Origin of the sequence: Streptomyces sp. QH1-20 (genome assembly GCF_041283565.1) — a bacterium.
Taxonomy (GTDB): domain Bacteria; phylum Actinomycetota; class Actinomycetes; order Streptomycetales; family Streptomycetaceae; genus Streptomyces; species Streptomyces syringius.
In genome coordinates this window covers 6,320,739-6,333,364 of sequence record NZ_CP166299.1, presented here as the reverse complement: position 1 = coordinate 6,333,364, position 12,626 = coordinate 6,320,739, and the positions used below count along the sequence as shown (strand labels likewise).

Below are 12,626 nucleotides of genomic sequence, written 5' to 3'. Positions count from 1 at the left end.
CAGGCGTGAACCCCGGAATGACGGAATTCCGGGGTTCGCGGCGCCGGCTATCGCAATCAGAGACCGGCGACACCGACGTGCACGCCGGCGATGCCCTCGACCTGGCCGGGCAGGGCCTGGGCGGCCTGGACCGTCTGCAGGGAGGTGACGGTGCCGAGCACGTTGTTGACGTCGCCGGTCACGGCGCCGAGGAGGCCGCCGGAGATGCCGACACCGCCGGAAACGGCGTCCAGCTCGGTGTCGGCGATCTCACGGGTCTCGATGTTGTTACGCATGATGTGCGCACCCTTCCTTCATTTGTCCGGCTGTTTATCCATGACGTGGGGCGGGCCGTGGCAAAACGGTCCGACCACTACCGCGGCGGCCCGGTCGAAATCGACCGCCGTTCGGAGAACCGCTGCGGTGCGCAGATAAAAGCACGGGAACGGGCGACGCGGCCAACCCGGTTGACCTTCATCGGCGCGAGGAACGCCCCGTCCGGCCTTGGGCTTTCAAATTCCTTCGCCGAATAATTACAAGTCCTTCACAGGATCGAGTAACAGATACGGGGGGTCCGACTTCCTCGCAGGACATAGACGGACACACGCCCATCAAGCGCTGCGGGCATAACCGGCATTTCAAGGGGCGGTGCACGGGGGTTACCCGCGGTCTCCCCGCGATGTGGAGATTTCCCGGAGCGACGCCCCGTGACGGGCCGATCACGTCGTGTCGGCCTCAGACCGTGACAGCCGCCGTCGGCACCGGCCGGGTGTGCAGCCGGTGCAGATACTCGTGGGCCTCCGGGAGGGTCTCCAGCAGGATCCGCTGCTGCCGTCGGATCCGGGAGAACTCGGCGTCGGCCGTGCGACGGGCCGCCGGCCGGTGGGCGAGGGCGGCGGGCGGGGCGGCCCGGCGGGGGGCGAGCGCCGCCAGCAGCGCGTCGTACGGGGCCTCGCCGGTGTCCGGGGACAGGCCCGCGCGGTGGCCGACGAGGTATTCCTCCAGCGTGTCCGACAGCGGCAGTTCGCGCTGGGCACGCCAGAACGGGGCGTCCGCGCGGGGCGCCGCGAAGTACAGCAACTGCGCGAAGTCCCGGGCCCGGGTGTAAATGGCCTGTGCGGCGCGGTTGAAGCGGGCCGCCGGCGCCTGAATGTCCTCCCGCGACGGGAAGTCGCGCACCAGCCGGTCCACCAGGTGCAGGACGTCCGCCAGTCCCTCGTCGGCCAGTGGTTCCACGAACGACGCGGCCGGCCCCAACCCGACACAGTTCTTCACCCAGGCACGACGGCTGCGTCCGGTGCGGTGGACGAGGTGCCGCACGGTGGCGTGGCCCGGGGACAGTCCCCAGAGCGCGCAGAGCCGGTCGGCGGCTTCCTGTGGATCCGTCAGGTCGCGCGCGTGGACGAGCCCCGCCGCGAACCGGCCGGGGAGCGGCATGCGCCAGGCCCAGCCGTCGGGCATCGCCGTGGCCGTGGTGAAGGGGTCGATGCCGTGCGCGGCGTCGTCGTGGGGGACGGTGACGGTCACCGCGCTGTCGCACAGCAGCCGGTCCCGGGCGTCGAGGAACGGCTCCCCGAGGACCCCGGCCAGCAGGAGGCTCTCGGCCCCCGTGCAGTCGAGGAAGAGGTCACCGGCGACGGAGGCGCCCTGCACGGTGTGCAGGACGGTCAGCATGCCGCGTGCGTCCCGTTCGGCGCGGAGGAGTTCACCGCGGACGGACCGCACGCCGAACTCCCGCATCGCCGTCTTCCGCAGGAACTGCGTGAACATGCGGACGTCGACGTGCCAGCCGTGGGGGACGGCCGTCCGGCCGTCCAGCCAGCGCGGTGACTTCCGCGCGTCCAGCAGCGGTGGCTCGCGGAAGCACGCGTAGTCGTACGGCTCGATGGTCCCGCCGTCGTGCCTGCGGTACCGCCAGAAGTCCGACAGGGGAAGATCCGCGCACCGCGGCATCTCCGCGCAGGGGCGGTAGAAGTGGTCCACACCGCCGTTGCCGGTGATCCGCACCGTGGTTCCGGCCGCGCCTTCGGTACGCCAGTTCACATAACGCGCCGCCGTTTTGAAGGACGCGCAGCAGGCACGCATCCATTCCTCTTCCGGAACGCCGATACGGTCGAAGAGACCCCGCTGCAATTCGGGCGCGACGGCGGCCGCCTGTCCGGTCGCCGATACCGCGGCGGCTCGCTGCGGCGTTTCGAGTACGGCGACGGAAACCGTGCCGTGGAAGGCGGACGCGAGCCGGGCAGCGGCGACCCAGCCGGAGGCCGTTCCGCCCACGACAACGACGCGCCTGACGTGACTGTCCATACGGGACAGCGTGCACGCCTTTTCTGTACGCGGCCTGTATCCGGTCTGTATTTTCTCTGGATCGGCGCCCGGGGACGGCACGGGGAATTCCCATACACGTGCGGCCGAATCTGTTGGTGCGGGGCCTGAGCGGGACCCGACTCACTGACAGGAGCAGACGTGTTGAATGATCAGACTTCCCCGTCCCAGGTCCAGCACCCTCTGGAGGTTCTCGCGGAAATCGAGTGGGCGGGAACGGTGAATCAGGAAGTGGCGCCGCTGTCGGAGCCCGAGAGTTCCTGGACGGGAATGGCCGCCTTCGGCCTGGACGAAGGGCACGCGGGCGGCTGCGGCTGACCTGGTGAGCGACGCCCACGAGGCCGCCGGGCCGCGGAAGAGGTCGGCCCGCTGCTTCGCCTCGTGGGCGGAGAAGCGAACGATGGAGCAGGGGACCGGGAACGGCCTGGTGGGCCGGCCGCAGGACGGCCGGCCCACCAGGCCGGGAACCAGAAGACGTCGGGGAGCGGTAAGAGGAGGAGTCGTTCAGGAGACGAGCGCGGGTACGCGTTGTTCCTGGGCGAACAGCCGGACGAGCGGCATGAAGCGGTACCGCAGCCACGCGTCGCCGTCCGCCCCGCACACCTCCAGGAGCCGTGCGTCGGCCAGCCGTTCCAGGAGTTCCTCCGCGTCATCGCGGTCGGTGTCGAGCAGCGCCGCCGCGTCGGACGCCGTCAGCGCGCGCATGTCGGCCGCCGCGAGAATGCCGAAGCCGTCCCGCGCGGCGGGGTCGAGCCGGTCGAGTGCGGCGCTCAGCCCGGTCCGTATGTCGAGGCTGCCGAAGCGCAGTTCGTCGAGCCGCCGTCCGGCGGGTGCCAGCCGGTCCGCGAACCGGGCCGCCGACCAGTGCGGGCGCGCCGCCATCCGGGTCGCGGCGATCCGCAGGGCGAGGGGCAGCCGGTCGCAGAGCTCCGCGATGCGCGCGAGCACCTCGGGCGCCGCCGGGTCGGGCCGTCCGGGGCCCGCGATCGCGGTGAGCAGCCGGGCGGCCTCTTCCGGTGGCATGGGGCCGAGCCGCACCAGCCGGGTGCCTTCCAGTGAGGCCAGGGGGGAACGGACCCCGGTGACGACGGTCCGGCTCCGGCCGCCGCCCGGCAACAAGGGCCGTACCTGGCTGTCGTCGTGGGCGTTGTCGAGGACGACGAGCGCGCGGCGCCCGGCCAGCAGCGTCCGGTAGAGCTGGACGCGCTCGTCGAGGGTGGCGGGCAGTTGGTCCGGTGTGGTGCCGAGGGCGCGCAGGAACCAGCCGAGCACTTCCGCCGGGTCGCGCGGCGCCCCGGTGCCGGTCCGCAGATCGGCGTAGAGCCCGCCGTCGGGGAAGTCGGCACGGCAGTGTTCGGCCGCCCACAGGGCGAGCGCGGACTTCCCGGTGCCGGGGGCGCCGGTGATCACGGCGTCCTGGTGCTCGCGCAGGGCGGTCAGCACCTCGTCGGTCTCGGCCTTCCGGCCGGTGAAGTCGCCGGGGGCGGCGGGCAGCATCGCGGGGACGAGCCCCTGCCAGCCGCCACCGGCCGGGGGCCGCGGGTCCGGGGCCCGGCCGGCGGTCGCCGCCTGGGCGGCAGGCGGTGCGGCCGGTGTGACGCGCTCGCGTTCCGGTGCCGGTGGGGGCGGCAGGGTCCCGGTCAGGACGTCCTCGTGGAGGGCGCGCAGCTCCGGTCCCGGGTCGATACCGAGGTCGTCGGCGAGGACCCGGCGTCCGGCCTCGTACACGGCGAGCGCGTCGGCCTGGCGGCCGCAGCGGAACAGCGCGGTCATCAGCTGGCCGCGCAGCCGCTCCCGTACCGGATGCAGGGTCACCTGCCGGGTCAGCGCGGAGACCAGGTCGTTGTGGCGGCCGAGGGCGAGTGCGGCCTCGGTGTGGTTCTCCAGTGCGGACAGCCGGGCCTCTTCCATGCGCGGGCCCTCGGCCCGGGCGAGGTGCTCGGTGACGTCGGTGAGGGCCGGGCCCCACCACAGCGCGAGGGCCCGGCCGAGCCGGTGCTCGGCATCGGCGTAGCGGGCCGCGAGGAGATCGGCGCGGCCCGCGTCGGCGAGGAAGCGGAAGGTGTCCCAGTCGAAGTCCGCGTCACCGATGTCCATGCGGTAGCCGGCGCCGTGGCGCCGCAGGCCGTGCCGGGGGCCGAGGCGGGTGCGCAGCCTCGATACGTAGGTGTAGAGCTGGTTGGTGCTGGTGGCCGGTGGGTCCCAGCCCCACAGCAGGGTGGTCAGCCGTTCGTCGGTGACGACCTGGCCGTGGGCGAGCAGCAGGGTCGCGAGCGCGGTGCGCTGCTTGCCGCCGTCGAGTGCGACCGGGTGGCCGTCCCGCTCGGCCGACACCGGGCCGAGGATCTTGAAGTCCATGAGGTCCGCCCCCGTTCGCGGGCCCGCTCCGATCCACCGGGCCGTCTGCCGCGAAAGGCTACGGAGAGGGGGTTCCGCACCGGCATCGGTTCGGTTTCGCGGCTGGGAAACCGATACGAAAGAGCCTTGAAAAGAGGTTCGCCTAGCGTGTCCGGCGTGCTGCGGGGAAACGCCTCACGGCACGGTCACGGGCGCGGTGGAAGGCAGTTCAAGTTTTCCTATGGCCGCGCTCGTCGGCCTGTTTGCGCGGCACCGGACGACATCCCGGACCGAAGGCAGGAGGAAGACATCAAACATCATCCGCAGGAAACCAGCCAGGTGGAAGACCCGCTGGACTTCATGGACCGGGTCGCGGACATGTCGGCGGCCGATCAGGAACTCATGCTGCGGCAGTCCGGAATCCCTTGGCCGGATTTGCTGGCCGCCTACGCGGACCGCTTGACGGAACAGGTGGCGCGAGGCCCGGAAAACACCGGGCCGGCACCGCGGTAGGACATCGTCCGGCATCGGTCCGGCAAGCCGGTTTCCCGGCTCCATCGGGTCGATGTCGGGTCGATTTCGTGGCCGCGAAACAGTTTCGAAAGGGCGTGAAAAGCAGGCGTCCCTAATGTTCTCGGCATACCGCAGGAAGCGGGCCGCGAAGGCGCCGGACACCAGGTCCGGCGGACCGGCCCCGAGATGTCCGGGAGGACACCATGAACCGTGCCAAGCGCACCGCCTACCGCGCCGTCGCCCTCGCCCCGCTCAGCCGGCTGGCGGTCGGCGGGACCATGGCCCTGGCGGCGCTCGGTGTCTTCGGGGTGGCGGCGCAGGCCCAGGGCGACGACCCCTGGGTCAAGATCGACGCCGTGGCCGCGGCCGACGCCCGGACGCCGGTCGCGGCGTCGGGTGCGACCGCGATGGATGACCCGTGGGTGTGACGCGGGCCGCGCCGGTCTGCACCTCCGCTGCGCGGCGGTGTCCTCAATCGCCGGACGGGCTTGATTGGGCTGGGCTACCGGCCAGGCCCTAGTGCTGGAAGAGCGCGAACAGCTCCCGGGAGTCCGGCTCCTCGTCCCCGTCGAGCACCGCGCGCAGGCGGCTCGTCCGCTCCTGCCAGGGCACCGCTCCCACCTCGGTGAACTGCCGGGCCGCGTCGGCGAAGAGGCCTGCGGCCCCGGCCCGGTCGGACCGCAGGAGGAGCAGGCATCCGAGGGCGAGACCCGCCCTGCCTTCGAGGAACCGGTCCTGGATCTTGCCGGCGGTCGCCAGCGCGTCACGCAGGACGGCCTCGGCGTCCTCCCACTGCTCCCGGCACCACAGTGCCTCGCCCAGCGCGCGCAGCGCGTGGGTCTCACCGCGGCGGTCACCACTGGTCCGCACGAGTTCGAGGGCGCGCCGGCAGACCTCCTCGGCGCCCGCCCCGTCCCCTTGGTGGACGAGGGCTCCGGCGAGCCGGACCATGCCTTGCGCCTCTCCTCTGACACTTCCCAGTTCGCGGGTCCGGGCGATCGCCTCGTGCGAGAGCTCGACGCAGGTCCGGGCGTCACCCCGCTCCAGTTCGATCTGCGCCATCAGGCCCAGCATGTGGGCCTCCGCGTAGAGGTCACCGGCCGTGCGGAATCCCGCCAGCGACTGGTGACCGAGCTCCCTGGCCCGTTCCAGATCGCCGCGGTGCCGTTCGCACAGCGCCAGGTTGCGGAGCACCAGGGCGCACCCCTCGACCTGGTGCTGCTCCTCGAACAGGCGCAGCGCCAGGCCGAGCCGGGTGAAGGCCTCGTCGTACTTCCACTGGATGATCTCCAGGGTGCCGAGCGAGTGCAGCATCGCCGCCTCCCCCAGCCGGTCGCCGGCGCGGCGGACGGCGGCGAGGGCCCGCTCGCCGCAGTGCCGCCAGTCCTCCAGGTAGTTGCGGTTCTGGAAGAGGGTGACGCTGGTCATCGTGAGGTCCCAGGCGTACGCGGCTTCGCCGTCCTGGGCTGCCTGGTCGACGATCCTGGTGATCGGGACGCGTTCGCTCTCGAACCATTCCATGGGGTTCTCCAGCAGATGGCCCACCAGGTGGGCCGGGAGCCGGTGCGGCGGCGCCTGGCTGTGGACGAGGGTGTAGTCGCCGCCGTAGAGCCGGTGGTGGGCCTCCACGGCCAGCGCCAGCCAGGCGCCGTAGGCCCGGCCGGTGGCCGCGCGGCGCTCCTGTGGGTCCTCCTCGGCGAGGGCGCATTCGTGGGCGAAGAGCCGCAGGAGGTTCTGGAAGCGGTAGCGGACCGGCCCGAGGGTGGCGCTGAGCGGCTCCAGCAGTTGGGCGTCGACCAGTTGCTCGATGAGGTCCTCGGCGTCGAGCGGGTCGATGTCGAGGAGGGCGGCGCCGGCCCAGGCGGCGAAGTCCGGTGCGTCGACCATGGCGAGCAGCCGGAACATCCGGGCGGCGTCGGGTGACAGATCGCGGTAGCTGAGCCGCAGGCCGGCCCGTACTCCGCGCTCGTCGAGGCTCAGTTCGTCGAGCCTGCGGTGCTGGTCCTCTAGCCGGGCCACCAGGGTCCGGACCGACCAGTGCGGTTTGGCGGCGAGCCGGGCGGCGGCGATGCGCAGGGCGAGCGGCAGCCGGTCGCACAGCTCGCCGAGCCGGGCGGCGCCGACCGGGTCGGCGGCGATCCGGTCGTCCCCGGCGACCCTGGACAGCAGTGCGGTGGCCTCGTCCTGCTGGAGGGCGCCGAGCACCAGCGGTACGTAGACGTAGTCGCCGGCGAGGGCGCCGCCCATGGGGTCGCGGCTGGTGACGAGGACGCAGCAGCGGCCGTCGCCGGGCAGCAGCGGCCGGATCTGCTGGAAGGACCGGGCGTTGTCCAGCACGATCAGGACCCGGCGGCCCTGCAGGGCGCCGCGGAAGAGGGCGGTGCGCTCGTGCTGGTCGGCGGGGATCTGGGGGCCCTTGATGCCGAGGGCCCGCAGCAGGTGGTCCAGGACCGCGCCGGGCCGGCGGGGTGCCTCCTCGTCGTAGCCGCGCATGTCGGCGAAGAACAGGCCGTCGGGGAAGCGGCTCGCGACCTGGCGGGCCCAGTGGACGGCGAGGGCGGTCTTGCCGACTCCTCCGATGCCGGTGATGGACCCCACGGGCAGCACGTCACCGCCCACGTGTTCCAGCAGCCGGTCGAGGACGGCGAGTTCCTTCTTGCGGCCGGTGAAGGAGGCGACGTCGGGCGGGAACTGCTCCGGTACGGCCGTCGACGCGGCGGGCAGTTCGCCGGCCTGGTGCGGATTGAGCTCGGGGAGGTCGTTGAGCACGGCCTCGTGGAGGTCCCGCAGGACCGGGCCGGGGGAGATGCCGAGTTCGTCGGCGAGGATGCGGTGTCCCTCGCGGTAGGTCTCCAGGGCCTCGGCGCGCCGGCCCGAGCGGTAGTGAGCCAGCATGAGGTGGGCGATGGACTGCTCGCGCAGCGGGTTCTCCCGGATGAACGCGCTGAGTTCGCCGATCAGGTCCTGGTGGCGGCCCAGTTCCAGCCGCAGCCCCACGAACTCCTCGTACACGTCGAGGCGTGTTTCGGTGAGCCGGGCGGCGTCCTTCTCGACGCGCTCGGCCGTGATGCCTTCCAGGGCCGGGCCGCGCCACATGGCCAGGGCCTCCTCGAAGCACGCGCTGGCTTCCTCCAGCCGGCCGCTGCGGGCGGCCTCGCGGCCCCGGGCGACCTGTTCCTCGAACTCGACGGCGTCGATGCGGTGTTCGCCGGAGGCCAGCAGATATCCGGGGTGGCTGGTGACGAGCACGTCCTCGGCGCCGGCCGCCTTGAAGGTCTTGCGCAGCGCGGAGACGCAGATGGCGATCTGATTGCGGGCGGTGGCCGGGGGGCGGCCGTCCCAGACGGCGTCGGCGAGCGTGTCGACGGACACCACGTGGTCCGGGGTGAGCAGCAGCAGCGACATGATCGTGCGTTGGCGGGCGCCCTGCAGGGAGACGGGGCGGCCGTCCACGCTGATGTCCAACGGCCCCAGGATTCGGAACACTACCTGAAGCACGCTGCCTCCTGACTTCGGCCGCGGCCGCGTCTACGGGCAGCCGGGCTTGTGCTGTTTTTTCGTGGGTGGCGGGGCCTCCCGCCACCCGGGACGAAGGTGGCAGGAAGCTGCCGGTCTCAGCTCCGGGCGAAGCGGGCCCCGGGCGGGCGGCCACGGGACCCGGCGCGCTGCCACCGGGCGGCGACGGGCGTACCCGTCGCGACCGGCCGATGCTCCTGCCGCGCGGAGAGCGCGAGGAGGACGGTGGTGACCGCCGCGAGCTCCTCCTGGGTGGGGTTTCCGCCGATGACCTTCAGCAGAGAGGGCCCCAAGGGGCCTCGCAGTGCGGTCGGTGCCTTCTCCTGTGACACAGGGGTGCTCCTTCTCGCTTCTCGCGTCGGATGTCGGGGGTGTGGCTCACATCGGGGGGTTGCCGTGTTTGCGGTCCGGCAGCGAGGCGTGCTTCGCGCGCAGCATGGCCAGCGAGCCGATCAGCAGGGAGCGGGTCTCGGCGGGGTCGATGACGTCGTCGACGAGACCCCGTTCGGCCGCGTAGTACGGGTGCATCAGCTCGGCCTTGTACTCCTTGACCATGCGGGCGCGCATCGCCTCGGGGTCGTCGGCCGCCGCGATCTGCCGTCGGAAGACGACGTTCGCGGCGCCTTCGGCGCCCATCACGGCGATCTCGTTGGCCGGCCAGGCGAAGGAGAGGTCCGCGCCGATGGAACGGGAGTCCATGACGATGTAGGCGCCGCCGTAGGCCTTGCGCAGGATCAGGGAGATCCGGGGGACGGTGGCGTTGCAGTACGCGTAGAGCAGCTTGGCGCCGTGGCGGATGATGCCACCGTGCTCCTGGTCGACACCGGGCAGGAAACCGGGCACGTCGACGAGGGTCACGAGGGGGATGTTGAAGGCGTCGCAGAGCTGGACGAAGCGCGCGGCCTTCTCCGAGGAGTGGATGTCGAGGACACCGGCCAGCGACTGGGGCTGGTTGGCGACGATGCCCACCACCTCGCCGCCGATCCGGGCGAGGGTGCAGATGACGCTGGTCGCCCAGCGTTCGTGCACCTCGATGTGCTCGCCGTCGTCGACGATCTCGGTGATGACGTCGTGCATGTCGTACGGCCGGGTCCCGTCCGCGGGGACCATCTCGCGCAGCGCCTCGCAGGCGCGGTCGGCCGGATCGTCGGTGGCCGCGCGGGGTGGCATCTCGCGGTTGTTCTGCGGGAGGAGGGAGAGGAGGTAGCGGACCTCTTCGAGGCAGGTCTCCTCGTCGTCGTAGGCGAAGTGCGCGACACCGGAGGTCTCGGCGTGCACATCGGCACCGCCCAGGCCGTTCTGGGTGATCTCCTCGCCCGTCACGGCCCGCACCACATCGGGGCCGGTGATGAACATCTGCGACGTCTCCCGGACCATGAACACGAAGTCCGTCAGCGCCGGGCTGTAGGCCGCACCACCCGCACACGGGCCGAGCATCACACTGATCTGCGGGATGACACCCGACGCCTTGGTGTTCCGCTGGAAGATCCCGCCGTACCCCGCCAGCGCCGAGACGCCCTCCTGGATACGCGCACCCGCACCGTCGTTCAGCGACACCAGCGGAGCACCCGCCGAGATCGCCATGTCCATAATCTTGTGGATCTTCGTCGCATGGGCCTCACCCAACGCACCACCGAAGATCCGGAAATCATGCGCGTACACAAAAACCGTACGCCCGTGCACCGTCCCCCACCCGGTGATCACACCATCGGTATAGGGCCTCTTGGCCTCCAGGCCGAAGCCGGTCGCGCGGTGCCGCCGCAGTTGCTCCACTTCCGTGAACGACCCCGCGTCGAGCAGGAGGTCGATGCGTTCACGCGCGGTCAGCTTGCCCTTGGCGTGTTGGGCCTCGGTGGCCCGGGGCGCTCCCCGGACCGCCTCCTCGCGGATGCGGGACAGCTCTCCGATCCCGTCCGTTACGGTCGGGGGTGCGGCCTGCTGCGACACGGCCGGCTCCTTTCTCCTGCGGGTTCGGCGGTCAGCCGGTCCGGTCGGCCACGAAGTCGCAGAGGGCTTCGAGGACGCTGCGCGCGGGTATCGACGGCAGCACCGAGAGCGCGGCACGGGCGCGGGCCAGACGGTCGCGCATGATGGCCTCGGCCTCGGCGAAGGCCGGTGAACGGGGAAAGAGTTCCAGGGCGCGCTGGTGCGCCACTGGATCCTGGATCGGGCCCGCCGCGAGCAGCCCGCGGAGTTCGGCACCCTGCGGACCGCGGTCCGCGCGGGCGAGGATCACGGGCAGGCTCGGCACCCCGGCCAGCAGGTCCTTGCCCTGTTCCTTGCCGGTCTGGTCGGCCGCCCCGGAGAGGTCCAGCAGGTCGTCGGCGATCTGGAAGGCGGCGCCGAGATAGGCGCCGTACGCGCCCAGGGCGTCCGCGTACGGCTCCGGGGCGCCCGCCTGCCGGGCGCCGATGCTCAGTGCCATGGTCAGCAGCGACGCGGTCTTGCCCGCGGCGACCTGGAAGTAGTGCTCGACGGGGTCCTGGCCGGTCGCGGGGCCGACCAGTTCGCGCACCTGCCCGTCGACGAGCCTGCTCGCGGTCTCGGCGTTGAGGCGCACGGCCTCGGGGCCGAGATCGGCGGCAAGCCGGGCTGCGCGGGCGAGCAGCCAATCGCCGCCGCGGACGGTCTGCCGGTTGCCCCAGCGGACATTGGCACTGGGCACGCCGTGCCGGGTGCTCGCCTCGTCCATCACGTCGTCGTGGTAGAGCGAGGCGACGTGCACCAGCTCCACGATGACCGCGGCCTGCGCGACCCCGTCCCGCCACGGCTCGCCGAACTCGCCGGCGAGCAACACCAGCAGGGGCCTCATCCGCTTTCCGCCAGCCGCGGTGACATGCCCGGTGAGCTCGGCGACCCGGGGGTCGGCGGCGTCGGTCGCGGTGTCCTGCAGCCGCTTCTCCACCTCTTCCAGGGTGGCGCGCAGCCGTGCCTCGGCGGCCGGGTCGTCGAGCCGGAACCGGAACTTCGGGGCGCCGCGGTGGGCGGCCGCACCGGCTTCGCGGCCCCGGCCGGTGACGACCGCGCGGACGGCGCGGGCGGCATCGTAGGCGCGGGCGGCGCGGGCGGCCCGGGCGAACGACGTGCCGTTGCGGGTCATCGGAAGTCCCCGGCCGCCGTGCGTATCGACGGATCGAACACAGCCTTCTCGGCCATGGCTGAACCCCTTTGGGCAAGGAATGAGGAGAATCTGAGGCTTTTCGAGGATGTCCAATGCCCCTGGGCCGGAACAACAACGGTGACAGGTTGCTGCCATCGGACCGGTCTTGCGCTTTCGCCGCTGTCCGTGCTGGGACGCGCGGGACAAAGGCGAAGCAGGCGGGGCGGTACACAACAGAAGCCCCGGCAACGGACGTTGCGGGGGCTTCACTGAAGGCGAGGCGGCAGCGCCCGGCGGACCGTTCAGTCCTCCGGCCGGCAGCGCCGCCGGTAGTAGCCGTACGTCAGGGCGAGCAGCAAGGGGCCCCACAGCGTCAGCAGGCCGCTGACCGTCTTGGCCAGGATGCCCCACCCCCCGGCGTACGGGAATCCGCTCGCGCCGCCGATATGGAAGGCCCCGAACGCCCAGTGGACCATCAGCCCGACGAACACGAGACCGCCGAGCGTCGCGGGGACAATCGCCGCGAAGGGCGGAATGCGCTTACCGCCCAGCTTGGGGACCCAGGCGGGCACGACCTCTCCCCAATGACGGACGAGACCAAAGCTGAGCAGCGCCAATAACTCGGAGACAACGCTGAGTCCGACGACGTACGGGGCGTTCCATACCGATGGGGGCAGGGGGTCACCGCCCATGCCCCAGCCGAACCCGATGGGCAGCCGCCAGACGCACACCGGCAGTGCCACGAGCGGGATGAGGTGGGCGACGTTCTCCGCCCAGCGCGGGACGGGCCGCTCGGTCGTCTTGGTCACCACTGCCGGATCCACCGTGTTGATTGCCATGTCCTCAGTGTCCCCGG

The 12,626-nt window shown here is 71.8% G+C and carries 11 protein-coding genes; 3 read left to right on the top strand and 8 right to left on the bottom strand.

All coding sequences use genetic code 11. The features are described 5' to 3' along the window. Positions 1 to 56: 56 nt before the first annotated feature. Positions 57 to 275 (bottom strand): hypothetical protein, encoded by a 219-nt coding sequence (locus AB8O64_RS28490; RefSeq protein ID WP_362214261.1) that lies wholly within the window; start codon positions 273 to 275, stop codon positions 57 to 59. A gap of 439 nt (positions 276 to 714) precedes the next feature. Further along, positions 715 to 2,286, bottom strand: coding sequence for an FAD-dependent oxidoreductase (locus AB8O64_RS28485; RefSeq protein ID WP_370422165.1), 1,572 nt, complete (start codon positions 2,284 to 2,286; stop codon positions 715 to 717). A gap of 162 nt (positions 2,287 to 2,448) precedes the next feature. Here AB8O64_RS28485 and AB8O64_RS28480 point away from each other — a divergent pair, with 162 nt between their 5' ends. Further along, entirely contained in the window at positions 2,449 to 2,622 is a 174-nt protein-coding gene (locus tag AB8O64_RS28480; RefSeq protein WP_370422164.1) for a DUF6269 family protein, read from the top strand. A 186-nt stretch (positions 2,623 to 2,808) separates the two neighbouring features. Here the strand turns inward: AB8O64_RS28480 and AB8O64_RS28475 are convergent, their stop codons facing one another. Beyond that, positions 2,809 to 4,662, bottom strand: a complete 1,854-nt coding sequence (locus AB8O64_RS28475; RefSeq protein WP_370422162.1) for a BTAD domain-containing putative transcriptional regulator — start codon at positions 4,660 to 4,662, stop codon at positions 2,809 to 2,811. Positions 4,663 to 4,809: 147 nt separating this feature from the next. Here AB8O64_RS28475 and AB8O64_RS28470 point away from each other — a divergent pair, with 147 nt between their 5' ends. Next, on the top strand, positions 4,810 to 5,154 hold the full coding sequence (locus tag AB8O64_RS28470) for a DUF6269 family protein (protein WP_370422161.1): 345 nt from the start codon (positions 4,810 to 4,812) through the stop codon (positions 5,152 to 5,154). A 203-nt stretch (positions 5,155 to 5,357) separates the two neighbouring features. Beyond that, a complete protein-coding gene (locus AB8O64_RS28465; RefSeq protein ID WP_370422160.1) occupies positions 5,358 to 5,582 on the top strand; it encodes a hypothetical protein in 225 nt (74 codons plus the stop codon). A gap of 88 nt (positions 5,583 to 5,670) precedes the next feature. On the opposite strand, the gene AB8O64_RS28460 is transcribed toward AB8O64_RS28465, so the two are convergent. The 5 genes from AB8O64_RS28460 to AB8O64_RS28440 form a co-directional block, all read right to left on the bottom strand. Continuing rightward, positions 5,671 to 8,652, bottom strand: coding sequence for a BTAD domain-containing putative transcriptional regulator (locus AB8O64_RS28460; RefSeq protein ID WP_370422158.1), 2,982 nt, complete (start codon positions 8,650 to 8,652; stop codon positions 5,671 to 5,673). A 116-nt stretch (positions 8,653 to 8,768) separates the two neighbouring features. Then, positions 8,769 to 9,002 (bottom strand): acyl-CoA carboxylase subunit epsilon, encoded by a 234-nt coding sequence (locus AB8O64_RS28455; RefSeq protein WP_370422156.1) that lies wholly within the window; start codon positions 9,000 to 9,002, stop codon positions 8,769 to 8,771. A 46-nt stretch (positions 9,003 to 9,048) separates the two neighbouring features. Beyond that, positions 9,049 to 10,617: an acyl-CoA carboxylase subunit beta gene (locus AB8O64_RS28450; protein ID WP_370422155.1), complete on the bottom strand. Its 1,569-nt coding sequence runs from the start codon at positions 10,615 to 10,617 to the stop codon at positions 9,049 to 9,051. 31 nt (positions 10,618 to 10,648) lie between these two features. After that, on the bottom strand, positions 10,649 to 11,770 hold the full coding sequence (locus AB8O64_RS28445; protein ID WP_370422154.1) for a polyprenyl synthetase family protein: 1,122 nt from the start codon (positions 11,768 to 11,770) through the stop codon (positions 10,649 to 10,651). 302 nt (positions 11,771 to 12,072) lie between these two features. Further along, positions 12,073 to 12,609, bottom strand: a complete 537-nt coding sequence (locus tag AB8O64_RS28440) for a hypothetical protein (protein WP_370422152.1) — start codon at positions 12,607 to 12,609, stop codon at positions 12,073 to 12,075. Between the last annotated feature and the right edge of the window lie 17 nt (positions 12,610 to 12,626).